Raw genomic sequence first — 22,612 nt, 5'->3', positions numbered from 1 at the left:
GTTACCCCCAGATTTTTTTGATTCCCTTTACTAAAGGGGAAAATCCGGGGATAAAGGCGAACGCTTCGCTTTTTCAGGTTTTTTCTGTCCTCTCCGTTATTGTTTAAATGAATAGTTCAATCAAAAAAGGCCATCCGTTTTCCCATTGAGGAAATCAGATCACCTTGATTTTCAATCTATAGAACCCTAAAGGTCATAGTGCATATTTTATTTAACACACATATCTTCAACAGGTCTTCCTGTTATGCGTCTGCAAAAAGAGCATCGTACGCGGGACAAGGCCGCTTTTCCAAGAATTCTGTTAACGCCGGTGGCTGCTGAGCGTATATATCCTTCAACGACGTTCCATTATAGATGTTGCCAATCACGACAGGATGGCATAACTCACAGATGAGAATATCCCCGTTGCCGTGCAAGTGCAGCTGTTTCGTGCCATCCACACAATTAGAGAAATACACACCGGGTTGTTCACGCAAATTCAACTGTTCAGCGAACCGATCCATACAGGTAAAATAGAGCGTTGTATCTGGCTTCTTATGTTCTATCAGCTCCGTTACAGATCGAATAAGGGACTCTCTCTGGATACAATCTGACTCCAATCGGTATGCGGCATCTTAATGCTGTTCTGGATCTCATGGATGCGCACCCCCAGATCATACACCTTATCGCTAATGGCCTGCATGTTCGCTTGGTTACCTTCAAACAGCAACGTTTCCAATATCGTCTCCAGACCGGCTTCCGTACACAAACGGATATTCTGCTCCAGTTTCTTATACATGCGAGGATGCACACGGTAGTACGCAGCATAGGCCTCCGCATCCGTATAATTGAACGAGATATGAATGTTGGACAAGCCTGCATCATGCAACGCGAGAATCCGTTCTTCTGTCAGCAGACTGGCATTACTGTTCAATTGCGTATCGATGCCATGTGCCGCGCAGTACGTCACGATTTCCAGACAATCCTGATATTTCAGGGTTACTTCACCCCCGGACAATCGCACTCGTTTGAGACGAGGAAGCTCACTTATAATACGGATCACTTCCTGACTATCGATGCACGCTCCATCATCCCGATTGTAGGCGCAGCAATAGTCGCATTTATAGTTGCAGTTCGATGTCACTCCCACCTCAAGTCCTTCCAGCTCATATACGCCGGGTGTCTCCAGTTCGAGTGATTTATATCTGTTTTTGGCTATCAATTCGTTGTACCTCCTGGTTCCTTCATTCATTCCACGTTTGGATAACTTGAAGATTATAGCGGAAGGAGCCTAGTTGACGATATGACATTATGTACGTTTCATGCCGGAAAACAACATAACCCCCCTCGCGAAAGAAACTCAACACCAAACATATTACTTGTATGGCGCTGAGTATATCATAGTCAGTTAGGGTGATTTTAGTTATTTCTTGCCTTAGAAATGTCTACTACTAAGCTAAGTATAGTAGCATTAATTATGTTTGCCCAATGATCGATCTCAACCCAAGTCCTATGCCATAATAACATATTGATTCCGATAAACAATATGGCAGAGAGTATGAAGAATCCTAAGAAGTTTTTAAGGAAAATTTTCAATTTCATTTTAATTCGCTACATACCCGTTTAATTTTTTCACAGAAGAATCTCCCTTCAAACTTCATCATTTCACAAACAACCCTTAAATGACTATATATTCTATTTTATAGTATTAAATAGATTTATTTGTATTATTAATGTTGACATAAGGTAAAATTAGATTAATGTTCCTCGCTCACCTGACTGGAACGGATTGAATATCTATTCCCCCCTGAAAATGCAGAAGGAGGCAGACCCTATAAACCCAATCGAGATGGCATCCACGATACCCTCTTTGTAATGAATTCTCCTATCTTTGCACTGGTAGACATTCACGTTCTTTATTTAATACGAGTATAGAAGTCTTCTTTTAAAATAGCACTGGCCTGAATTCGCTCGAGTCCCACTTCGTCAAACCCAAAATGGGACGATTCGTTTCACGACTTCGGTCATGATGCCTTGATTCCAATATTGGTCAGATAAGACATATCCCAGCTCGACTCTTCTGTTATCGCTATCACACCCTAAATAGTTACAACTACTAATCAGCCTCTTGCTTTGCTTATCTTCAATCCCCCATGGGCCTATTAGATCTATCTCATACCGAGTCATGACAAAATCTAAAAAAGCTTTTGTGTCTTCTTTGCTCTGATGCGCGTCCAAGTGGTGAATTCCGAGATAGCAGGTACAGCACAGTAACTATACATATCCTCCAGATCATCATAGCTAAGCGGAGCAACGTTCGTTCGGTTTCTAATATCGGAAATGGTACGAAGAAGCTTTCAATCGTTCTCATAGATTCATCCTCCCTTTAATTCACTACACTGAAATCTATAACAGATAGACGAATATCGAAATAACCAGCACTAAATTGTAATTCTTTTTATCAAAAAAATTAATCCCTTTCCTACGTATTATCAAAGATGTCCTTCGATCTACAGATCCTTATATACCAATTCTCTATATTGTGTATATCCGTTCTTCTCATAGAAACCCTTCGCTTGATCATTCCTCGACCAGTAATCTAGTTCAATTTTCTTAATATGATTCAAGCCAGCAATTTCCTCCACTTTGTCCATCAATCTCTTCCCTAGTCCTTTACCTTTGTACTCCTTCAGAATATTGAGTTGATGAATATAAATGGAACGATATGCTTTCTTGAAAGCAGTCTCGTTATACTCCTTGATCTCAAACCAGATATAACCGAGTACATTCTCAGCTTGTTCAAGAACATAGAACTGGAAATTCGCGTTAGTCATGATAGATCTAAAGAATTGATTAACTGCATCATAATCATATGCTTTGAAATGTTCTGGATACATGGTGGCGTGCAGAGTCTGCACTTCGTGATTAAGTCGACTTATTAGCTCGTGATCCAGTGTTTGTTTGATGTTCATCTGAGTTCCCTCCAAGGTAAAACAATTAATCTAGATGACTCAAGCCATTTGCGCTGCTAAGTTTCCAACCATGCCTTCCTTTTTCAACGGTATGTACACTGGTGTTGTCCATGGGATAAAAGCTGGATTTATTGCTCCATTCCCTATTCTCAAGCAGATAATACAGGATGTTAATCACTCCGCCGTGAGTAATTAACAGAACATTGGACTTTACTTTTTCCTCCTCCATACCTTTGAAAAGACTCTCGAAAGCTGTGCTTATCCGGCTATAAAAATCCCTTGGACTTTCTCCTCCCGGAAACGGGGAATCCATCTCAAGGGTGTTGAAATAAACGCCTGGGTAATTCACTCCCGCATCCTTATGAAGCATACCTGCCAAATCTCCGTTATTCATCTCCCGCCAATCTTTCATTAAGCTAGCCTGCATGTTTAATTTCTTCTCAATTTCCCGTGTTGTCTGGACTGCACGAGGAAGATCACTGCTAATAATCGTATGTATGTTGTACTCCTCAGGATGATGTTGCAAATACTCTCCCAGTCTCCTGGATTGATTGATCCCCTGTTCCGTAAGTCCACGCTCACTCCATCCTCCTCGATACCCTTCCTCATCCATCCCATGCCTTACCAGATAAATTTTCAAGATCTCTCCTCCTTTTCACTTCTATAATGAACAATATCCTTTACACTGTATGACTAGCCCGGCATATATAAAATAAACCCGACCTCAGATAGCTTCTATCCAAGATCGGGTATTTCCTGCTTACCATTTATCTTACAAATGTGTTATGAACTCGAACTGATTTGATAAAGTAAGGAATCCAGATGGCGCAAGTGATTACAGATTTAGCAATTTCTCTGATCGAGCTTCCATCTTCCAATTCTTTTGCTAACGGAATCTGGAGTAATAATAGGTAATCAATAATTCCAACAATCAGACTGAGACCATAGAAGATGATCATCAGACGGGGTAATATTGCTTTCTTGCTATAAAACGCAAAAATTGTGTAGACACTAAATAATAAAAACAGCGTATTGTACACCATCTCAAAAATAAGTACCGGACCCCATAACGGGTGATAGTAGTCCGATTGTTTGGAAGTTAGCATTTCCCAAGTCTCCGTTGTGAATGTGGGTATTATCTGTTGAAGTAATTGCACTGCAAGCAGAATTACCGTAAGAAATAATCCAATCTGGATGAGAATCAGCCAACCGCCCAATCCCGAGACGCCTAGTGGACGGTAATCTGTTTTTTGTTCTTGAATATGTGGTTCCATTTCGTAACACTTCCTTATCCTATTTTGTTTTTCTGAGGTGAGTTTCCTTGTCTTCGTAACATCTGAAATCTACAAGTGCTTCCCTCCGTTGTTCACGTACATGTATGTATGTTCTCACACTCGTTTTTAGCTAACTCTCCGTCCTCCCTCTTATATAGAATTTGACACAACTTCCTTATTGTACTACGTGTGTCAAGGAAGAAGCATCAATTTCATAACATCATACTTTCCACCCAGTGGGGCAGTGATGGTCTTGTCTAGGTGCTGATGATGGATCAGATCCCCGAAAGGGAACGAGGTATGTTCGTTCAGACCACATTAAACCAAAGCTACACGTACAAAGTGCTCATTGTGACAGATCAAACTATCGAGGAAGTTGTCATTTGGGTACAGACGTTCAATTATCATTACGTACAACCATTACATGATCATCTGCTGCTCGTCGGAGCACGGTATGTGACTTAGACGGAAATACAATTCGCGAGTTTCCTGGGAGACAGTATTCAGAGTGTACAGGTCACAGAGAAGGGAACGATTTGGACCAGCTACTTCGATGAAGGGATATTAGGTAACTACAGATGGAGCGATCCAATTGGATCATATGATCTGCTGGTCTGGGATGGACACGCGGGTACGGTAAACATGGGAAGTTTGTGCTTAAGAAATTGGAGAAACCCGGAAGATTAAGCAGTGGACAGAAGATTGGTTTGTTAAATGAAGATGATCAGTCCATCAAGCAGATACAACAGGATTTTCGCCAACATCGTCTGCTACTCAGTGAAGGTAACTTGCTGTACCAGATAACAATGGAGGAGATTACTGCCGCTTTGGATTAGAGGAAGGAAAGCATGAAGAGGATTATCTCTTAAAATACAATCCCTCTTCTTCCAAAGCGTTCCGCAGTTTGGGCATAGCAGACGGTCCGATTCCGTGCAGCTTCAGGATCTCTTTTTCCGTGTATTCCGCAAGTTGCAGTAGTGTCGTAATGCCTTCATTCTCCAAGGCACGTCTGGCGGGAGCTGACAACAAGGCTAGAAATCCCTCTGTCGGTTTACGTTCAGCTTCGCACGTCGGACAGGTTGGGCAATCACTTTTTTTATAATACGAATGTCCTTGTTCGCATGTTCTGATTGTTCCTTTATCGTTTACCATGTGGGCATCCCCCTTCTGAATTAAGTATTCAACCAGTTCTTAATATCTGAAATCATATTTTCGTATTGTTTCAAAGCCTCTAAAGTCCAAATGACTTGTGATGTTCCTACTAGCTGTTCCTCTATGTCCGTACATTCAATCCACAGTGACCGTTTAAGACTATATTCGAGCCAGTCCAACTTTCCAGCAAAACCATTATCCAGAACCACTTCCCAATTGGCTGTTAGACTCCCCACTCGCTTCTTATATCCACCTATAAAAGCCAAGAACTTTTCCTTGTTTATACTTCCGGAGCTATCAACTGACCAATACACAGCTGTTTCTACCAGATCATGCATCGGATTAATATAACCTGCCGATTCCCAATCGATAATAATAGGTTTGTCTTGTCTCCACATCACATTCTTAGGTTCCAGATCTCTGTGACTAATAACATTCTCGGATGCTAGCATTGAAGATGACTTCTTAGCCTTCGTGCTCCACTCATACAGCTTATCCATACTGGAATTCAAAATCTCAATCCATTCCGAATTCTCATTTTTTCCTTTGTTCAGATAAAACATCCAATCTATTTTTTTAGAATTAGTCGCCTGTGAACTATCCAATTCTAGTTGTCTAAAATCCGTTTTGTGGATATCTGCAAGGATCATTCCTATCAGAGAACAGTTATTGATAGTAACTTCATCTTGTTCCAAACGTTGACCCTCAATCCAATCAAATATTAGATAGAATTGATTATAAAAGTTATGCATAGAAGTACCCTTTAACCTTTTTGCAGGTTGAGCATGGATATGTTCAGCTGCCACGTTTGCTATCTTTTCTGAATCAATATAGTTTTGCACTGCAGTAGGTCTTATCATTATCTGAGGGTTCAATGCCTTAACTGCATAATTAGCTTGCGTAGTTTCAATGGCGTACATTCGATGAAGAAGTCCACCTGAGATTGGTTTGGGCGAACTGATCAATTCACCAAGCTCTAATTCATTACACAGTTTCTCAAAATTTAAATTGTATTGAGTATCGTTCATACGTTATCCCCTTTCATTTTTGTAGTGATCGTATCCCTAGTCTTGGTTCCCCGCTATGAATCAAATTCCACATGAATGATTTGATTGACTTATTCATTTTATCTCAAATTATCATTACCTCTATAGGTGTCGGAATTAGAATATCTGTTCCTTGCCTCTCATTGTTTAGCTTCTTCTCGCAGTACATAAGCCAGTTGGTACATCTCCGCAATGTCATATCTATTCTGTTCCTGGAATCTTCGGATCGCCTCGTCGATCTCTACGACTTCCACCGCAACCACCTGCTCACCATCCTCCGGATTCAGCGGATCTCCGATAAGTTCAACATCTCCATATCCGATGATCCGCACGAAATTGGGATGTGGGATATGCGGTCGATATGACTCCAAAGCACCTGATGTGCAATAGAATTGACCAAAGATCTGATAGGACCGCATTTCTGCCCCAAGTTCCTCCATCAGTTCTCGCTTCAGTCCATCCATATAATGCTCACCTGCTTCAAGCGTCCCCCCAGGCAGCTCCCAATCTCCATTATCCAGTTGAAAGACGACACATTGATCCCCGACAAATGGAATGATGCTAATGTTGCTCACCAGCGTTTCATCCACCATCTCATTCAATCTGAACTCCGCCTCAATAATTCCCCAATGAATCGACGTACTCAGCGCCGGAAATAGTTCCGCACTCAAGCTGCTCATCCGCATCCGTTCCTCTCTATCTAATTCCACTATTCTTCCAATTATAGTCGAAAATACAGAAAGAAGGCCACCTTCCCACCGGGAATACGTGACCCTCTTCTTACGCGCTCTGCCCTTAAGCCTTGGAACAGTGTTCTCTCCAGACTCTCAGGCCATGACTCCTTTTAATGCTGCACCAGCTTTCCATCCTCCAAAAAAAGAACCCGGCTACAGAGCGGTAAAATCCGCTCATCATGCGTAACCATCACTGCACTCTTGCCCTGCTCTTTCACGAGCCGTGCAATCATGCCGACAATATCCAGCCCACGTTCCGCATCCAGGCTGGCTGTCGGTTCATCCGCGAGCAGGACAGCGGGATCATTCATCAACGCCCTTGCAATGGCGACCCGCTGTCGTTCCCCACCAGACAGCTTCTCAGCGTATGCCTTCCGCCGATGAGTCAAACCTACCGTATCCAGCAGCTCATCCACGCGCTTCTCGGCCTTGTTCTTATCCGTTCCGGCGAGCTTCGCGACCACCATCAGTTGTTCTTCTACTTTCAGATACGGAATGAGGTTGGCACTTTGAAAAATAAAACCGAGCTGCTGAAGCCGCATATCGGATATATCCTGTTTGCTTTTGCCCATAATAGAGGCCCCGTCCAGTAGAACCTGCCCTTCGGTCGGTTCAAGAAGTGCGCCAGCAATGGAAAGGAATGTGCTTTTGCCCGAGCCGGAAGGCCCCATCACAGCCACTAGTTCCCCCTCAACTACCTCAAGGTCCAGCTTGTCCAGAATCTTGCGTTTGCTGCCGCCATCTTCAAAAGTCTGTGTAATTCCCTGCAATACCAATCGGTTTCTCATGCTGCTGTCCTCCCAATCGCATCAAGTGCATCAATTTTGGTAACCTTCCACACCGAGAATAATGAACCCGCCACAGACATGAGGATGAATAACACACAGGTCAGCGCGAGAGTGGACAAGCCTAATTGAAACGGCATCGATGCTGGCAAGATAGACTCAAACAGCCGAACCAACAGTACGCTAATCACCAGACTACCAACCGACAGGATCAAGACTTGTAACGAAACACTGCCCGCCAGATAACCATTCCGCGTCCCAATCGCTTTCAATATACCGAATTGACTCGTTTTCTGAATTGTAATGACATAGAAGAATACCGCAAGCACAAACGCCGAAATAACATATAGAAAAGCGATCATCATGAGCAACGATCCCTGCTCTTCCTTATATCCAGGAATGGCCGATACGGCATCCGACTTCGTAATAACTTCCGTATTAGGCAATGCAGTACTCAGTTCGTCCACCTGCTCGCCTGCACCCTTGATCGCAATGGCGTTGTATATCGGAGCATTAGCATTGGTGTCGGCTGAACCTTGCGTAGTTCGTGAACCTCCTTGAAGCGTAAGCCATTCTTCTTCATTTAGGAACACCACCGGGGAGTGACTGAAGGACTCATTTTGTACAAATCCACCAACGGTCCACTCCGTTCCCGAAGCTTGATCGACCAGGACGGTGCCAATTGTGACACCTGATTCAGACAACTTTTGGTCCACCACAACCTGCCCGTTTGTCTGAGCCGTAATCGGAGACCCTTCGGTAACCGTTGGAGCAAGCCAACCTTCCGGGTTCACCATGAACAGCGTGACATCAATCTTCTTCGTGTCGCCGGTTGGACTGATGGTTGTCATTTTCACACCGAGCGGCTCAGCGTTCTCTTGCCCCACCACGGAGCGAGCTTGATTAAGCTGATCCTGATCCACTTGTGACCGGGTAAACCGATGATTCGAATCCTGCTCCAGTACAAAGTGGGTTGCTGCCATATTTTTGATCGAAGCCGCGTTGTCATACGCCAACCCCTGTGCAAGACCTGTGACAAACAGTACCAGAAATGAAACCAGCACCATGATTGTAGCAATTAAGGCATACCGCCCTTTGGCATACCTCATTTCCCGAATAGCCAAGTACATGTTCTGTGACCTCCCTCTTGATAACCCAAGTATAGGAGGCGAAAATGAACGGCAAATGAATAACAGATTACATCTGGGGAAGTGTCACGGTAAAGACCGTGCCCTCAGGCGAACTGGAAACCTCGATCGTACCGTCATGAATTCGGATAATTTTCTGCACAATAGCAAGTCCAAGACCGGTTCGTCCAGAAGAACGTTCCCGCGCACGGTCCACCCGATAGAAGCGATCGAACAAGAAAGGCAGATGCTCCGCAGCAATTCCGTTCCCTGTATCCCGAATCTGAATCACACACTGGTTATCCGTCTGCTCGGCATGAATCTCGATGCTTTTTCCCTGTGGCAGATGATTCACTGCATTACCCAGCAGATTCATCCACACCTGCATGAGCAGCACTTCATTGCCCACCAGCTGGATGGATTCCGGGACCGAAATCCGAAGCAGCAGTTCTTTTTCTTCGAGTTGCCATTGCAGCACCTGAACCGCTTGCCGGAATTGATCTCGCAGAGAGAACTTCACTTTGGACAGATCTTCGTTGCCTTGTTCAAGGGAGGACAGGAGAAGCAGTTGTTTGCTGAGCAAGGAGAGATGACGGCTCTCCTCCTCAATAATCGATGCATAGTGCTCCCGTTCTTGTTCAGGCAGGTCCCGATCCGCTACCAATTGGGCAAACCCCTGAATCGAGGTCAGCGGCGATTGAATCTCATGGGATACGTTGGATACAAACTGCTGCCGTGCCTGATCTACCCTCTCCAATTCACGACTCATGGTCATGAAATGCTGGGCCAGCTGACCAATCTCATCACGCCTTGAGGTAGGCAACTTCAGATTATATTTTCCTTGCGCAATCCGCTTGGTCGCCTCGGACAGACGTTCAATGGGATTAACCAGATAGCGGGTACTAATCAGAAAGAGCAGGATACTAATGCCCACCGTTAATGCTCCAATCAGCGCAAAAAATATACGAAGTTCACCAAATTGCAGGATCACATCCGGACGCATAAAAAGGGCATAATTCGCATTGTCCAGCTGTAGATGAACACCCACGGTATTGCTTAATTGATTATCGAAGAAACCGGTAATGAACGGTTTACTTGGGAACTGGGCAACGCCATGGTATTCCTCACCATTCAGCACCAGTTCTACAGCTTGCTTGTCCAGATCTTTCTCCCGGAATTCACGGCCGTAGAACCGGTCATTGCCTTTTCCATCCGTCACATAGATTTCGTACCCGAGTGCGGCGGCATTGCTCAGATAATCCTCCATCGTACCGGGTTGCTGCTCCACAAATTGCTTCATTTGCGTCGCGATGCCCACTAGCTTCTCATCATTGAATTCCTTGAGCTTCGCATGATAGTAGATATTCGACATAAGAAAACCGAGCATGCCGCTGACCATAATCACCGCAACCGTAATGAGGAATACCCGGACATACAAGGTCCTCAAGGCGTTTTCACCTCCATCTTGTAACCAATGCCCCGCACCGTCTGAATGACGAAATCATCCGTATAATCGGCAAATCGATCACGGAGTCGCTTGATATGTACATCAACGGTACGGTCATCTCCTTCATAATCTGCTCCCCATACGAGCCGAATGAGCTCATCCCGTGAGAACAAACGCCCCGGAAACTGGGCAAGCTGTGAGAGTAATTCAAATTCTTTCATCGGTAAAAAGAGAATGGATTGTCCGTCCGTAACCTCCACATTGTTACGGTCAATGACGATCCGATTCATGCGGATGATATCGCTGGATGTGCGATGGTACCGACGAAATAACGCCTTTACCCGATAGACTAACTCTTCTGGTTCAAATGGCTTCGTCACATATTCATCCGTTCCTTTCAAATAACCGTCTCTCTTGTCGGATAGCTGATCTCGTGCCGTCAGTAGCATGATGGGAATGTCGTAGTGCTGCCGAATGAAATCACATAACTCCAGTCCGTCCATACCGGGCATCATCACATCGAGGATCGCCAGGTCAATCGGCGTTTCTTGCATCCGTCTGACCGCTTCCAATCCATCCTGCGCTTCATGAACCCGATACCCTTCCTTGGTCATGACATGCCGCAGGAGTGCTCGAATGTTGGCATCATCGTCTGCCAGCAGCAGTTGTTTCATATCGTTGTCCGCCCTTCTATGTAGCGAGTACATCTCACTTTGATCCTGCACAGATGGTAGCATAAAAGCAATCTTATTCGCCAGCAAACCCATGGAGACACCATGGACATGTTTATATTTTCTTAAATCTGGTTGACACTACTATGAGGCCCAACTATAATAAATCCATAACATATGAACAAACGCTCATATATTCATTTGTAGGAGATCAACTATTGTTAAGGATCATTTATAACCACACTAGAAATCATATTACATAACGGAGCCTCGCTCCAAAGGAGAGGATTTATATGTCTGGACATCATCACAGTCACAACCATGGGCACGATCATGGACACAACCACGCTCACACCACCAATAACAAGAAAGTACTGTTGTTTTCCTTCATTATTATTACCATCTATATGATCGTCGAAGCCATTGGTGGATTCATCACCAACAGTCTCGCACTTATCTCGGATGCAGGCCATATGCTGTCTGACTCCATTGCACTCGGGATCGCTTTACTGGCGTTCACCTTTGGTGAAAAAGCGGTGAATACCGGCAAAACGTACGGCTACAGAAGATTTGAAATTTTGGCCGCTTCGTTAAACGGAATTACGTTAATCGCCATTGCACTCTACATTTTCTACGAAGCGGTTGGTCGTTTTATCAACCCGCCGGAAGTTGCAACGGTAGGCATGTTAATCATCAGCGTTATTGGATTACTCATCAATATTCTGGTGGCCTGGATCATGATGCGTGGTAGCGATACGGAAAATAATCTGAATATGCGCGGTGCTTATCTGCACGTCATCAGCGACATGCTGGGATCCGTTGGGGCCATCGCGGCGGCATTGCTCATGATGTTCTTTGGCTGGGGTTGGGCCGATCCACTTGCGAGTGTGATTGTCGCGGCACTGGTATTGCGAAGTGGGTTCTATGTCACCAAATCATCCCTGCATATCTTGATGGAAGGCACTCCGGCCAATGTGGATGTGAATGAGCTGGTGCAGACCATTAAACAAGTTGATGGCGTTAAAGGTGTTCATGATGTGCATGTCTGGTCCATTACCAGTAACCTGAATGCGTTGACCGCACATATCGTGGTAGATGGAACGATGGATGTCTATGCATCCGAGATCCTGGTTCAGAGGATTGAACATATGCTGGAACATAAAGAAATCAAACATGTAACGCTCCAAGTGGAGTCCGAAAAACATCTGCATGACACCTCGGTATTATGTACTGTCAAAGGCGACGCACCAGATGCTCATGCGCATCATCACCATTGAATGTTATACTAATCATAACTGCTTCCAAATGAAAACAGGGCTGATTCCCGTTAAAGGGAACGCCCTGTTTTTGATTTTTATAATTTTAGGGTATGTCCTACGGCATGATGAACACATTCCTGTAACAATAATCGTATGGATTAGCTTGCATACTTCATTAATCTCCGCCACCACCACAAGATGAACAGCTGGACGAGCTGCAAGAAGAGTCGGAAGATGATCCCGAGGATGATCCGGATCCTCCCGAGGAACTGCTACTGTCCGTACATTGATCCGCATAACAGCTGGAACTGCTCGTGCAACCACTGCTTGACGAGGAACCATAGGCTGCCTTTTCCTGTGGAAGAATTTCCTGCTCCAGCCGGCCCATGTGCAGCCCATATGTCGCCTCGTTATGCATGGAGTAATACACCATGGCGCTAGCCATGACGAGAGCTACATCGCTACTTCCGGAAGATACTGGAGATAGCTCTTCTTCACTTAGCGTTGCGGATCTACGTAGTTGATCAATCAAGTAGGCAATCACCTGAGCAGCTTCAGGATCTTCCTGCATGCGTCTGGCATGAAACAGTTCATTCACCAGTTCAGATTGATCTCCCTGTGCGATCAGCTTCTGTACATCACTGGATAATGGGTAAGTGAAAAAATCACCCCAGATTGCAGCACTGTAGGGGGTAAACTCGAATAATTGACAGTACACCCAGTCAAACCATGCACGTGCTCCTGGCGTTTCGCGGCGGGTGATTGCCGGCTCATGGTGTACCGTGGAACCCATGAATTCTGCACAAAAATCAGCGTAAGATTTCGTAAACATCAGCATCTCATGCCACAAATCATCTACCTCATCACTGAACATGGGCACCTGCTTAAGTAATGAAGCCATAATGAAGTATCGCTTAAGCTCTATTAGTTTCCACCGATACTCCAGCGTTTTCATGCGAGGATATTCCTGTTGAATTCGGATCTTGAGTTTGTTCGCAAAATGCTTATTGTAACTCTTCTCCAATTGAAGAATGGTTTGCTGATAGGGGACTTCTTCTCGAAGTCCAAGATTCAATGGTGCTTTTTTTCGTCTGTACGTAACTTTCGTCTGTTTTCTGCGTCTTCCTGCTGGACGGAAAATCTTGAGCTTGCGTCGAACCAAATAGGCTGTTACAACCAATAAAACTGCTGCAAGGTAGTAGTAGATCGGCATAATAAAACCGCTCCTCTCCGTTGATCTTCTCTATGTAAGGGTTAAACTATCATTAGTATAAATGAGGAACGGCAGTGATTAATAGAGCCCTTTGGCATACATGCCCGGGCTCTAGTTTTGTAAATTTCGTTGTTGCTCATTGTTATGAAATGGCAATGATTATACTGGTTACCAACATCAACAACGTTACGGGCGCCCAGATTCTTCGTTCCCATACACTTCTCGTGATCAGATTCAGTATCGTCCCCAACACCAAATACCCAACGATAAACCAAATTGCGATATCTGCAAATGCAGACCATTCACGAACAAGCAATCCTGATTTGCTCAGAACAACAATACCCATGAATGCCAGAATTGCGATCTGAAATATGCAGGCAAAACGCATGGATACGGGGTATTTCCCGGGAAACTTCCCACCCATGGCGTACTCTCCCCATGGCACACCTACAGCCAACGCAACCTGAAACAGAATAACGATCAGAATCAAGACGGTGAATACGATTGCCGATGTCAAGACGATGTAGATCACGCTCCAGTATTCAAATGGCGGTAAAATCGATTCTATATTAGGGATACCTCGCTTTCTGCAATCGTAGGGCCTTCATTCTCTACAGAAATACAAACCTGGCTGTTCTCTAAATTATACAGGATATGGCACAAAATCATACTTCCTTTTTTCCTTTTCGACTCCCCTGCCTCGATTGGGAATCAATACAAATAGAGACTTTCACTAAAGGAGAGTCTCTATCTGTATTCTATACTTGTATTTTACTGAGCAACTACTTCGCTACGGATAACAAGTTATATGGACATCATTTACCCATTAAGCTGAGTCATCATTTCTTTCATATAACGTGTTCCATGGACTTCATTTTTGGGGCTTACCTTTTCAATCCGAGCTAAGTCATCAGGTGTCAGTTCAATCGTTGTTGCGTTCGCGTTTTCCTCCAAATATTTGATTCGTTTCGTTCCCGGAATCGGCAATGCGTTATTAGCTAGTGTCCAAGCTAAAGCCAATTGTGCAGGCGTGCAACTCTTCTCCATCGCGATCTCTTTGATTTTATCCACAACTTCTATATTTTTGGAGAAATTGTCTCCTTGGAACCTCGGCATATATCTGCGCAGATCATTAACATCCAAATCTTCGAATTTCCGTATCTCACCTGAGATAAACCCTCTGCTTAATGGACTGTATGCAATATGGGTAATATTCAGTTCTCTCGCAGTCGGTAGAATCTCGTCCTCAATATCCCGGCTCCACAGGGAATATTCGCTCTGCAACACAGAGATTGGATGAACGGCGTGTGCACGGCGTAAAGTGGAAGCCGATGCTTCCGACAAGCCAAGGCAGCGGACTTTCCCCTCTTTAACCAAGTCGGCCATCGCGCCAACCGTTTCCTCAATCGGAATCTGAGGATCTACCCTGTGCTGGTAATACAGATCAATATAGTCGGTGTCCAGCCTGCGAAGACTTGCTTCTACAGCCTTTTTCACGTAATCCGGATGACCATTCAACGTCTCATAGTTTGGGGTATACGCGAATTTCGTAGCAATAATGGCCTGATCGCGACGTCCCTTCAGCGCTTTCCCCAGTAGTTCTTCATTATGACCATTACCATACACATCAGCTGTATCTAGCAGTGTAACGCCAATCTCCAACGCGTGATGGATGGTCTTCATTGACTCCTCATCATTGGTTTCCCCATACATCCCCGGAGACATGCCCATAATTCCCAATCCAATCGATGATACGACGATATCGCTATTTCCCAGCACTCTTTGCTTCATCTCTCCATCTCTCCATCCGTTAATATTAGTCTTTAGCGATGCTTTCCATTTGATCTAGCAGCTTGCTTTCTGAAGGAAGCTTTCCTGATTCTATGTCTTCATAGATGTTCAATTTGTTATTCACCGCTGAAAGTGCTTCGGCAATTTCAAGTTGGCGGCGATGTAATTCCTCTTTATATTCGTGAAGGATCGCTTTCCGTTGTGGAATCGTTGAATCACCATCCAGCGCCAGACTAACCATATGTTTCAGTGTAGATACCTTCATACCCGTTGCCCGGAAACAGGACATCAGTCTCATCCAATCCAGATGTTCTTCCTCGAACATCCGATTTCCATGCTGATCCCGTTGGATGTAAGGAAACAGTCCCTCCTTCTCGTAGTAACGAATTTTATGTGCAGGACAACCCAGCCGCTCCGAAGCTTCTTTTATCGAGAAAGCCATAATGCTGACTCCTCCTTTATGTTCATTTTTGGATGCATTTGGCCGGTTCTTTTACATCCTAAGGCTTAATGTTCACATTAAGGCAAGCACAAATTTCAAAAAAATTAAAATCACTAACGTTCACTATTTTTAACAAATGGAGGACATCGCACACGCTTGAGTACTGGGAAATAACGAATAGAGGAGATATGTCGAAAAGATCGGTGAAAAGCTGATATTCAGAGGAGAAGAGTTTGGAGATGCTGGGCTACTGTTTCGCTTACTTTTATCGCTGGGTGCCATAAAGTACCCGAGCTTGATCACAGTTCAACGGTTCGGTAACAGGTACTTCCAGAAAATATTCCAGCTGCCATTGCTGCGTTTTTAGAGCCTGCTTACTTGTTGGCTTATCCCAAGGCGGATATACACGTATGGCACGCTTGCCACCTTTTCCTTGATTTGATACGATATCTCGCTGCAACAATACATGCTTCGGAAATACAAATTGACCAAAGTGGCTACCTGTGCGCGTACTAATGACATACATATCTGCTGGATCTGATACATCATATGGCTGTGTCGTTCCGTCCTCACTTCGCTGCCACAGAGTAACAAATTGTCCAATCTTGGTTGGTGTGGTTTTGGCAACACGAAATCGAATGGATAGAGAATTTAAGGTGAACACATATGCCCCATATTCAGCATTTTGTGCTTCTTCATGTGGTTGGGAGCAACAAAAGCCACACTTGTCATAGATAAGTTCTTTACTGGCAAGTAAGTCGCCATGAAGCATATCGGAGGTCGTCCAAGCATTCGGACGATTCAAACTACTTTTGTTATCCAATTTGTGATATCTCTCCTGTCTTGTGTAGTCTGAACTAAGGCATTTGGAATAGCTGTAAAAACTTTGCTTGTTCAAAATTCCTGACACAATCGCTTCCATTCATCCCATGCCTTCAAATATTCAGGCAGATCATCAGGATGATGCTTGTTGCTCAGCCCAATTCGGCAATATAGATGGACCAGAGCTTCCTCTATCAATCTGGATTTATCCATATCTACTTGTTCTAACAGTTCGAACGTAGCAAATAATGTTTCGGTGTTGATATCATCCGGAGAAGAGCTAAAAGCATACAAGAAATCATAGAGGATCGGTCCAACCATTGGAGATGGATCAATGACGCCGATGAGTTCATTTTCAGCAAACACAAAATTATGAACACCCGTATCGCCATGCAAAAGAAATTTCTCTTCTTGCTCATGAAACAGGTGATCCACTTTGGATTGAACCAGATTATAATCATCTGTCGTTAAAATACTTCCAATATTCATCTTTGCTTCATGAATACTAATCTGATTGAATTCTTTCCATGTCCTCTGTGGGAACTCCATTCTGCCCCATGATTTCGTATCTGAAGAACGCACATATGTATTGAATAGCTCTTTCACCAGACGAGTTAACCAGTCTCTTTTCTGTCCCCGGTTGAAATGGGTCGTGCCTTCCATATACGTATAAATAAAATAAGTATTATCCGAAACAGTCAACAAAACTTCAGGCAGTAACAAAGAATTCTTATACGTGTCCAAAAACTGCTGGGCAATGTAAATCTGCTCATGTTCATCCGATTTCAGAATATAATGCTTATTCAGATTCGTACTCAACCGATAAACACGTCCAGCAGTGGTACCTGACAAACTTTGAATTTCAGTGATTTCTTCATTGATATGATGCATCTTGAATAGGTCATTGATCTCATTAATTGTTGGGTTAATTAACATATGGTTCTCCTCATATAACTAGGATCTTGATTCATTTGGTAAACATAAGTTAAGTTTTAGTTCAAATTGCACAGTGGCTTATCTTTCAAAATGGGCTCGTTCTTCTTGATTGGAACTAAAAATATAATCTGGATACTGGTTTGCCATGGGTGGAAGCTGATCCTCGGGGAAAAATTGCAGATCCTTCATCTCTTCATTATCAGGTGTCAGTTGTCCAGATTTGATTCTGCATTCAAATACGATAGTCAAATATTCGACCTGATGACCATTACTGTATGTAAACCGTCTTGCTTCACCCCCGTATACTCCGATAATCTTCTCCGGTTCTACAACTAGGCCTGCCTCTTCCAGTGCCTCTCTTACCATCGCTTGAGCCGGTGTCTCACCAAGCTCAATTGCTCCAGCAATCAGCCCCCAGGTTGATTCGTTATGTTTACGGCCGAACAGAATCTCCCCTTGTTCATTTCGGATAATGCCAGCCACACCCGGCATAAAAATAAGCTCGTTGCCGATCTTTTCCCTGAGGTTTTTGTAATAGTCTGACATGCCCATACAGGTGTACCTCCTTTTTGCTTTTTATACTTTCTCGTCAATAATATGCTTGCTGTCATCTTGCTGCTTAATGTTTTGCTGTTTTTTGATTTCTGTTTTCAAATAGTGTACTTCTTTGATTAGTACATCCAGCTTTTGTGATGTTTTAGATGAATCTATCGCATAACGTATAATTGCAGCAAAAATAAGAACCACAATTAAACATATAAGTGATATGACTAAAGCCCAGATAAATTCCATATTGTTGTCCAACTCCTTTTTCCTTACTGAATTCCCGCCGTACCAAACGTATTTTCAAGGGCCTGTTTATAATTTTCCCAATCAAAATAAAACGGGCCTACCTGTAATTCCTTGTCATTCAATAAGAAGTCTCTCCAGATCACAACATCATCTTCCCTATCAATCTTCTTCTACGAGAATGTCAGCACAGCGAATAATCAATTCGGGCATATTCTCTCCATCAAATAGAACATGAAGTTCATATCCGTTATCGATCCGATACAGCTCTTGATACAGCCAGTAACTGCCTACAATCTCTCCCTCTTGCTTGATGATTTCGGGTGCAACCAGTGTAAGTTTATTTATATTGGTGAAGCCACCACGAGTGTCAAAACGAATGACCACTTCATCTCCCGTCAGCAGTTCCGTCACTGTACAATCATGATATTGAACCCGGCTATGTATTTCATCGGGGATATCCTGTGCCATCATCACTTCTCTAAATTCTTTCGATGTGTGTTCCACACGTCTCCAATTGTGCGCACTCTGTTTCTTCAATTGCTGTAGTATCTCTCTCGTGCAATATCCCAAAGTAAACACACGAATATCCACAATTTGTTCAACGATTTCCTGTGGCAAATGTTCCGCCTTGTATTGAAAACTCGACTCCATCCATTCTTTGTACTCTTCCTTACATTTCTTCTCATCAAAAGGAGGACGCACATCATATTCTGCAATACATTTCTCGATATGCGCTCGTTCTTCCGGAGGCATGTGAAATACGATCTGATCCTCTTCTGTCACTTCTTCCTCACCGAAAGCTTTGTCTACGCGAGTAAGTATTTGACCATCATGCTCCAGCATGTAACGTGGGTCCAAGTTATATAACTCTCGCTCCTGCTTCACATGCGCTTTTTCCTTTCTTTTATACAACCTAAAAAAAAGATTCTCATCGAACTCGTTAGCTCCGTTATGTACTCTTAAACCAAAATGAAGATGTGTCTGCTGACAAAGCTCATACCATTCTTTCGTTAGATATCTCATGGGCATCTCTCCTGTTGATTTATAGAATCTACTTCAATAATCTTGTTAGCGATAACAGATCTCTTAAAGTCTAACACCTCGACCACTTCAGATCGATCTCGTTAGAAATTGCTCTATTGTTTGCATCGCTACTCCTCCAAAATCTTCAGCCTCAACGATTTCTTATATTCACAAACGCACTGTTCTACCCCAATGTTTGAAACAATTTTTGTTTCATCTCTTTGTCGTTTCGGGCCGCCCATTCATGCACAGCTTCTACGCCTGCGGACTTCTGACCTCGTTGAAAATAAAAACATAGATCCATCGGCACTAACCGTTTACCATAGAGTTTGATGCCAATCCGTCTGTAATTCATATAAACACACTCAATCTGAGATGCATCATATCTCTGATGTTTCGTAGAAATCACATGATCGCTTTCCAGCGTAATACTGGGTTTAGTGAAAAACAAACGCCAGATCAGGAAAATGATATAACCGAGAATAAAGGTCAATATAACGATCAGGAAGTACTTCAGAATACCATTTTTATCGTATATACCATCCCTGAAAAGTATAGCTTCAATGACCAACATACATAGTAGGCTCAACCATGCTCTTGGATAAATCGTCTTGTATGTGATGAGTTCCACCTCCTAATTATTCTCTCCATTAATTCGAAGCCACTCGGAAGGGGCTTTCTTAGCAAAATGCTTTTCAACAAAATCCAAAATGTCATCAATTCCGGGCAATGCTGCATTTTCTTTGGCTTCGTCAAACGTCATCCATTGATACTCGGTATGTTCATGATTCAACCGTACAGGCTGGTCTTCATCCACATATCCTACGAATACGGGAGCAATATAGATATATTCCCCCATGGGTGAATAATATTGTTCGAATTGGTTCGCAGAGTACAAACGGACTTTCGTAATACCTGTTTCCTCGTGAACTTCTCTGAGTGCAGCTTCCCCTGCCTTCTCGCCCTGCTCTATACCGCCGCCAACATAACACCACTCGTTATGCAACATACGGCCAGCCCGCTTCAGCATCAGTACACGGTATTGATCGAGGCTCTTCTTCAACAGTACTACAGCCACTCCTTCACAACGAATGGGAACTGCCTGTTTCATGTGCTCTGCACCATTCAATTTCTCACTCCCTTTTCTTCAGAATCGAAGTCCTCCAAAACCTTAAACTTATCCCCGTGCACCTTCTCCAGATGCTCTTCTCCCCAATAGCACAAATGGTCCAGAGCAGGTTTTAATCCCCAACCGTAATCCGTTAACTCATATTCCACTTTCGGAGGTACCTCCGAATATACCTTGCGCTGTACAATCTCATCCTTTTCCAGACCTCTGAGCTGCGTTGTCAGCATCTTCTGTGTAATGTCCGGTATTAACCGCCGAAGCTCCGATGTGCGTTTCCGTCCTGTCATCAAATGATAAATAATCAAAGGCTTCCATTTCCCGCCCATCACTTCCAAAGCCGCCTCAACGCCAACTTTATATTTCTTTGGAGTGCTCGTTTCTCCATGTTCCGTCATTTTGAACCCCTCCATAATCAGGCTGTATCCAAGTTAAAATCGTATCTACTTGCTGCTCTTTTTCCGTTATTTAAGCTCATTTCGAGGCATTAATTTAGGGTACTTTAATGTTCCTATGGCACTTCATTCTTCCTATAGAACATCAAAGTGCGTACTTCCGGATGTTTCCATACCTGTTTATAATAGCATCAGCCATTGATTTATGGCTACAAGACTGCAATGCAGAAAGGTAGTGAAAGATAAGATGAACGTATTAGTTGTAGTGTCCCACCCGCGAAAAGATTCCCTGACCTTCCAGGTAGCTGAACATTTTGCACAGGGTCTTGCCGAGGCCGGTCACGGCTATGAGATATTGGATTTGCATCGGATTGGGTTCGACCCGATTCTCCGAGAGATGGATGAACCGGACTATACCCAAGAAAATCAGGTGTTCTCGCCTGAGGTTGAAACGGAGATGGAGCGATTGAAGAAGCACGACGCTGTGGCTTTTGTATTTCCTCTCTGGTGGTGGCATCTGCCAGCCATGTTGAAAGGCTATGTGGATCGTGTCATGAACAACGGGTTTGCCTACGGCACGAACAAACTTCCTCACCAGCAGATATTGTGGATCGCTCTTTCCGGCGTGACGGAAGAACAGATGCATAAGCGCAACTATGGGCAATCGATCGCCAATCTGCTCAATGTGGGTATTGCCGATTATTGCGGCGTGTCCCAATCGAGGGTTGAGTTTTTATATGAAACGTTGGAATCCAAGCCTGAGCATTATGAGGCACTGCTGAACCATGCACATCACTTGGGACTGAACTATGCCAACGATATTCCGACGCTGTAATGGTATGAGAACAACTACGCTTGAACACGGCAAAAAGGTCGCTCCGAAGAGCGACCCTGCCTGTGTGTCTTGCATTATTTTACTGTCGAGAGAAGAAACTTCTCCAGCATGGTGATATCGGTAATGCTATGGTTGCAAGCTGTGTTATCCATGCATACGTACTGGGCAATGGAAGCAAAATTGTCCGGCGAATGAGCCTTGGTCTTCACGTTGAAGAATCCGAGTTCCTGATGACGATGACAGAACATGCAGTACCCTTTTTTGTTCGTGGGTGTAATCCGTCCCTCAATACCGAGGAATTTGCCTTCGTACGGATACACAATGAACAAACGGCTCGTCGCGATGTCGGTCCATCTCAGATAGGTTGTATGTGCGTAGTCAATGGATTCGAGATCGGGCACTTTGAGTTTCTTGGCCTTCGGGAACAGCTTTTGGATCTGCTTTGCCGATACTTGCGGATATGGAATCAGATATGACTCCATCCGGTTCAGATACGTCTGCAATTCATGTGTCGTCTCATACGTGGATAACTGCTCCAGCAATTGCTTCTGCTCCGGAGTGAGTTCATCGAAGATGCTCACCGCATTTGTACCAACCGTATAACGGACGGTTTCCAATACTTTTGGATCTACAACCGAGCGTAGCGTTTTGAGCAGGAAATCAGCTTGTTTTTGAATGTAATTGAATTGATGATTGTGAATAAATGGTGTTTGCATGGCTTTCAGCCCCTTATTTTTATTGGAAGAACAAATAAGGTGCAAAGCCTGCGGGTTGAACCATTATGTTGATGT

Annotated in this window: 28 protein-coding genes and 1 pseudogene; 4 read left to right on the top strand and 25 right to left on the bottom strand. The window is 43.9% G+C overall.

The window, feature by feature from the left end; all coding sequences use genetic code 11:
• Positions 1-242: 242 nt before the first annotated feature.
• From M1D71_RS07405 to M1D71_RS07385, 5 genes and pseudogenes are all read right to left on the bottom strand, one after another.
• Positions 243-1,231, bottom strand: a pseudogene (locus M1D71_RS07405) (radical SAM protein).
• Between the two features lie 734 nt (positions 1,232-1,965).
• The gene (locus M1D71_RS07400; RefSeq protein WP_458127196.1) at positions 1,966-2,166 is read right to left on the bottom strand and encodes a GNAT family N-acetyltransferase; all 201 of its coding nucleotides are present in this window, start codon (positions 2,164-2,166) and stop codon (positions 1,966-1,968) included.
• Between the two features lie 323 nt (positions 2,167-2,489).
• Positions 2,490-2,951 carry an N-acetyltransferase family protein gene (locus tag M1D71_RS07395; RefSeq protein WP_458125899.1) on the bottom strand — a complete coding sequence of 154 codons (462 nt, stop codon included), beginning with the start codon at positions 2,949-2,951 and terminating at the stop codon, positions 2,490-2,492.
• Between the two features lie 25 nt (positions 2,952-2,976).
• A complete protein-coding gene (locus M1D71_RS07390; RefSeq protein ID WP_458125898.1) occupies positions 2,977-3,591 on the bottom strand; it encodes a histidine phosphatase family protein in 615 nt (204 codons plus the stop codon).
• Between the two features lie 127 nt (positions 3,592-3,718).
• Complete coding sequence (locus M1D71_RS07385) at positions 3,719-4,225, bottom strand: DUF2569 domain-containing protein (RefSeq protein WP_458125897.1); 507 nt, start codon at positions 4,223-4,225, stop codon at positions 3,719-3,721.
• A 300-nt stretch (positions 4,226-4,525) separates the two neighbouring features.
• On the opposite strand from M1D71_RS07385, the gene M1D71_RS07380 reads away from it, so the two are divergent.
• On the top strand, positions 4,526-4,690 hold the full coding sequence (locus M1D71_RS07380; protein ID WP_458125896.1) for a hypothetical protein: 165 nt from the start codon (positions 4,526-4,528) through the stop codon (positions 4,688-4,690).
• A gap of 188 nt (positions 4,691-4,878) precedes the next feature.
• On the top strand, positions 4,879-5,061 hold the full coding sequence (locus tag M1D71_RS07375) for a hypothetical protein (protein WP_458125895.1): 183 nt from the start codon (positions 4,879-4,881) through the stop codon (positions 5,059-5,061).
• A gap of 22 nt (positions 5,062-5,083) precedes the next feature.
• Here M1D71_RS07375 and M1D71_RS07370 read toward each other — a convergent pair whose 3' ends face one another.
• From M1D71_RS07370 to M1D71_RS07340, 7 genes are all read right to left on the bottom strand, one after another.
• Positions 5,084-5,377 carry an RNA polymerase alpha subunit C-terminal domain-containing protein gene (locus tag M1D71_RS07370; RefSeq protein WP_458125894.1) on the bottom strand — a complete coding sequence of 98 codons (294 nt, stop codon included), beginning with the start codon at positions 5,375-5,377 and terminating at the stop codon, positions 5,084-5,086.
• A gap of 20 nt (positions 5,378-5,397) precedes the next feature.
• The gene (locus M1D71_RS07365; protein ID WP_458125893.1) at positions 5,398-6,405 is read right to left on the bottom strand and encodes a phosphotransferase; all 1,008 of its coding nucleotides are present in this window, start codon (positions 6,403-6,405) and stop codon (positions 5,398-5,400) included.
• Positions 6,406-6,563: 158 nt separating this feature from the next.
• Positions 6,564-7,133 (bottom strand): NUDIX hydrolase, encoded by a 570-nt coding sequence (locus M1D71_RS07360; RefSeq protein WP_458125892.1) that lies wholly within the window; start codon positions 7,131-7,133, stop codon positions 6,564-6,566.
• A gap of 134 nt (positions 7,134-7,267) precedes the next feature.
• Positions 7,268-7,945, bottom strand: coding sequence for an ABC transporter ATP-binding protein (locus M1D71_RS07355; RefSeq protein WP_458125891.1), 678 nt, complete (start codon positions 7,943-7,945; stop codon positions 7,268-7,270).
• Entirely contained in the window at positions 7,942-9,072 is a 1,131-nt protein-coding gene (locus M1D71_RS07350) for an ABC transporter permease (protein WP_458125890.1), read from the bottom strand. The genes M1D71_RS07355 and M1D71_RS07350 overlap by 4 nt, the downstream gene beginning before the upstream one ends.
• A 67-nt stretch (positions 9,073-9,139) precedes the next feature.
• On the bottom strand, positions 9,140-10,516 hold the full coding sequence (locus tag M1D71_RS07345; protein ID WP_458125889.1) for a sensor histidine kinase: 1,377 nt from the start codon (positions 10,514-10,516) through the stop codon (positions 9,140-9,142).
• A complete protein-coding gene (locus M1D71_RS07340; RefSeq protein WP_458125888.1) occupies positions 10,513-11,190 on the bottom strand; it encodes a response regulator transcription factor in 678 nt (225 codons plus the stop codon). The genes M1D71_RS07345 and M1D71_RS07340 overlap by 4 nt, the downstream gene beginning before the upstream one ends.
• Before the next feature lie 290 nt (positions 11,191-11,480).
• Between M1D71_RS07340 and M1D71_RS07335 the strand changes: the two genes are divergently transcribed.
• Positions 11,481-12,464 (top strand): cation diffusion facilitator family transporter, encoded by a 984-nt coding sequence (locus M1D71_RS07335; protein ID WP_458125887.1) that lies wholly within the window; start codon positions 11,481-11,483, stop codon positions 12,462-12,464.
• A 157-nt stretch (positions 12,465-12,621) separates the two neighbouring features.
• Here the strand turns inward: M1D71_RS07335 and M1D71_RS07330 are convergent, their stop codons facing one another.
• The 12 genes from M1D71_RS07330 to M1D71_RS07275 all read right to left on the bottom strand — a co-directional run bounded on the left by M1D71_RS07330 (position 12,622) and on the right by M1D71_RS07275 (position 20,989).
• The gene (locus M1D71_RS07330) at positions 12,622-13,659 is read right to left on the bottom strand and encodes a hypothetical protein (protein ID WP_458125886.1); all 1,038 of its coding nucleotides are present in this window, start codon (positions 13,657-13,659) and stop codon (positions 12,622-12,624) included.
• A 142-nt stretch (positions 13,660-13,801) separates the two neighbouring features.
• Positions 13,802-14,191, bottom strand: coding sequence for a hypothetical protein (locus M1D71_RS07325; RefSeq protein WP_458125885.1), 390 nt, complete (start codon positions 14,189-14,191; stop codon positions 13,802-13,804).
• A 287-nt stretch (positions 14,192-14,478) separates the two neighbouring features.
• On the bottom strand, positions 14,479-15,450 hold the full coding sequence (locus M1D71_RS07320; protein WP_458125884.1) for an aldo/keto reductase: 972 nt from the start codon (positions 15,448-15,450) through the stop codon (positions 14,479-14,481).
• Positions 15,451-15,475: 25 nt separating this feature from the next.
• A complete protein-coding gene (locus M1D71_RS07315; RefSeq protein ID WP_458125883.1) occupies positions 15,476-15,892 on the bottom strand; it encodes a MerR family transcriptional regulator in 417 nt (138 codons plus the stop codon).
• 265 nt (positions 15,893-16,157) lie between these two features.
• Positions 16,158-16,715: a MepB family protein gene (locus tag M1D71_RS07310; protein ID WP_458125882.1), complete on the bottom strand. Its 558-nt coding sequence runs from the start codon at positions 16,713-16,715 to the stop codon at positions 16,158-16,160.
• Positions 16,716-16,786: 71 nt separating this feature from the next.
• A complete protein-coding gene (locus M1D71_RS07305; protein ID WP_458125881.1) occupies positions 16,787-17,650 on the bottom strand; it encodes a phosphotransferase in 864 nt (287 codons plus the stop codon).
• A gap of 78 nt (positions 17,651-17,728) precedes the next feature.
• Positions 17,729-18,202: an NUDIX domain-containing protein gene (locus M1D71_RS07300; protein ID WP_458125880.1), complete on the bottom strand. Its 474-nt coding sequence runs from the start codon at positions 18,200-18,202 to the stop codon at positions 17,729-17,731.
• Positions 18,203-18,226: 24 nt separating this feature from the next.
• Entirely contained in the window at positions 18,227-18,442 is a 216-nt protein-coding gene (locus M1D71_RS07295; RefSeq protein WP_458125879.1) for a hypothetical protein, read from the bottom strand.
• Between the two features lie 159 nt (positions 18,443-18,601).
• On the bottom strand, positions 18,602-19,465 hold the full coding sequence (locus M1D71_RS07290; RefSeq protein WP_458125878.1) for a DUF4085 family protein: 864 nt from the start codon (positions 19,463-19,465) through the stop codon (positions 18,602-18,604).
• Between the two features lie 184 nt (positions 19,466-19,649).
• The gene (locus tag M1D71_RS07285; RefSeq protein WP_458125877.1) at positions 19,650-20,039 is read right to left on the bottom strand and encodes a hypothetical protein; all 390 of its coding nucleotides are present in this window, start codon (positions 20,037-20,039) and stop codon (positions 19,650-19,652) included.
• A gap of 60 nt (positions 20,040-20,099) precedes the next feature.
• Positions 20,100-20,576, bottom strand: a complete 477-nt coding sequence (locus M1D71_RS07280) for an NUDIX hydrolase (RefSeq protein ID WP_458125876.1) — start codon at positions 20,574-20,576, stop codon at positions 20,100-20,102.
• 14 nt (positions 20,577-20,590) lie between these two features.
• Positions 20,591-20,989 (bottom strand): winged helix-turn-helix transcriptional regulator, encoded by a 399-nt coding sequence (locus M1D71_RS07275; protein WP_458125875.1) that lies wholly within the window; start codon positions 20,987-20,989, stop codon positions 20,591-20,593.
• Between the two features lie 244 nt (positions 20,990-21,233).
• Here M1D71_RS07275 and M1D71_RS07270 point away from each other — a divergent pair, with 244 nt between their 5' ends.
• Entirely contained in the window at positions 21,234-21,821 is a 588-nt protein-coding gene (locus M1D71_RS07270) for an NAD(P)H oxidoreductase (RefSeq protein WP_458125874.1), read from the top strand.
• Between the two features lie 74 nt (positions 21,822-21,895).
• Here the strand turns inward: M1D71_RS07270 and M1D71_RS07265 are convergent, their stop codons facing one another.
• Positions 21,896-22,537 carry a FusB/FusC family EF-G-binding protein gene (locus tag M1D71_RS07265; RefSeq protein WP_458125873.1) on the bottom strand — a complete coding sequence of 214 codons (642 nt, stop codon included), beginning with the start codon at positions 22,535-22,537 and terminating at the stop codon, positions 21,896-21,898.
• Positions 22,538-22,612: the final 75 nt, after the last annotated feature.

The organism is Paenibacillus sp. Z3-2 (genome assembly GCF_054161325.1).
Note: the sequence above shows the minus strand (reverse complement) of the source record. Positions and strands in the feature narration are given on the sequence as shown.

Bases quoted from the DNA above. Each gene is read 5' to 3' on its own strand.
- M1D71_RS07400 (WP_458127196.1), bottom strand. From the start codon at position 2,166: ATGACTCGGTATGAGATAGATCTAATAGGCCCATGGGGGATTGAAGAT.
- M1D71_RS07395 (WP_458125899.1), bottom strand. From the start codon at position 2,951: ATGAACATCAAACAAACACTGGATCACGAGCTAATAAGTCGACTTAAT.
- M1D71_RS07385 (WP_458125897.1), bottom strand. From the start codon at position 4,225: ATGGAACCACATATTCAAGAACAAAAAACAGATTACCGTCCACTAGGC.
- M1D71_RS07380 (WP_458125896.1), top strand. From the start codon at position 4,526: ATGTTCGTTCAGACCACATTAAACCAAAGCTACACGTACAAAGTGCTC.
- M1D71_RS07370 (WP_458125894.1), bottom strand. From the start codon at position 5,377: ATGGTAAACGATAAAGGAACAATCAGAACATGCGAACAAGGACATTCG.
- M1D71_RS07365 (WP_458125893.1), bottom strand. From the start codon at position 6,405: ATGAACGATACTCAATACAATTTAAATTTTGAGAAACTGTGTAATGAA.
- M1D71_RS07355 (WP_458125891.1), bottom strand. From the start codon at position 7,945: ATGAGAAACCGATTGGTATTGCAGGGAATTACACAGACTTTTGAAGAT.
- M1D71_RS07350 (WP_458125890.1), bottom strand. From the start codon at position 9,072: ATGTACTTGGCTATTCGGGAAATGAGGTATGCCAAAGGGCGGTATGCC.
- M1D71_RS07340 (WP_458125888.1), bottom strand. From the start codon at position 11,190: ATGAAACAACTGCTGCTGGCAGACGATGATGCCAACATTCGAGCACTC.
- M1D71_RS07335 (WP_458125887.1), top strand. From the start codon at position 11,481: ATGTCTGGACATCATCACAGTCACAACCATGGGCACGATCATGGACAC.
- M1D71_RS07330 (WP_458125886.1), bottom strand. From the start codon at position 13,659: ATGCCGATCTACTACTACCTTGCAGCAGTTTTATTGGTTGTAACAGCC.
- M1D71_RS07320 (WP_458125884.1), bottom strand. From the start codon at position 15,450: ATGAAGCAAAGAGTGCTGGGAAATAGCGATATCGTCGTATCATCGATT.
- M1D71_RS07315 (WP_458125883.1), bottom strand. From the start codon at position 15,892: ATGGCTTTCTCGATAAAAGAAGCTTCGGAGCGGCTGGGTTGTCCTGCA.
- M1D71_RS07305 (WP_458125881.1), bottom strand. From the start codon at position 17,650: ATGTTAATTAACCCAACAATTAATGAGATCAATGACCTATTCAAGATG.
- M1D71_RS07300 (WP_458125880.1), bottom strand. From the start codon at position 18,202: ATGGGCATGTCAGACTATTACAAAAACCTCAGGGAAAAGATCGGCAAC.
- M1D71_RS07295 (WP_458125879.1), bottom strand. From the start codon at position 18,442: ATGGAATTTATCTGGGCTTTAGTCATATCACTTATATGTTTAATTGTG.
- M1D71_RS07290 (WP_458125878.1), bottom strand. From the start codon at position 19,465: ATGAGATATCTAACGAAAGAATGGTATGAGCTTTGTCAGCAGACACAT.
- M1D71_RS07285 (WP_458125877.1), bottom strand. From the start codon at position 20,039: ATGTTGGTCATTGAAGCTATACTTTTCAGGGATGGTATATACGATAAA.
- M1D71_RS07280 (WP_458125876.1), bottom strand. From the start codon at position 20,576: ATGAAACAGGCAGTTCCCATTCGTTGTGAAGGAGTGGCTGTAGTACTG.
- M1D71_RS07275 (WP_458125875.1), bottom strand. From the start codon at position 20,989: ATGACGGAACATGGAGAAACGAGCACTCCAAAGAAATATAAAGTTGGC.
- M1D71_RS07270 (WP_458125874.1), top strand. From the start codon at position 21,234: ATGAACGTATTAGTTGTAGTGTCCCACCCGCGAAAAGATTCCCTGACC.
- M1D71_RS07265 (WP_458125873.1), bottom strand. From the start codon at position 22,537: ATGCAAACACCATTTATTCACAATCATCAATTCAATTACATTCAAAAA.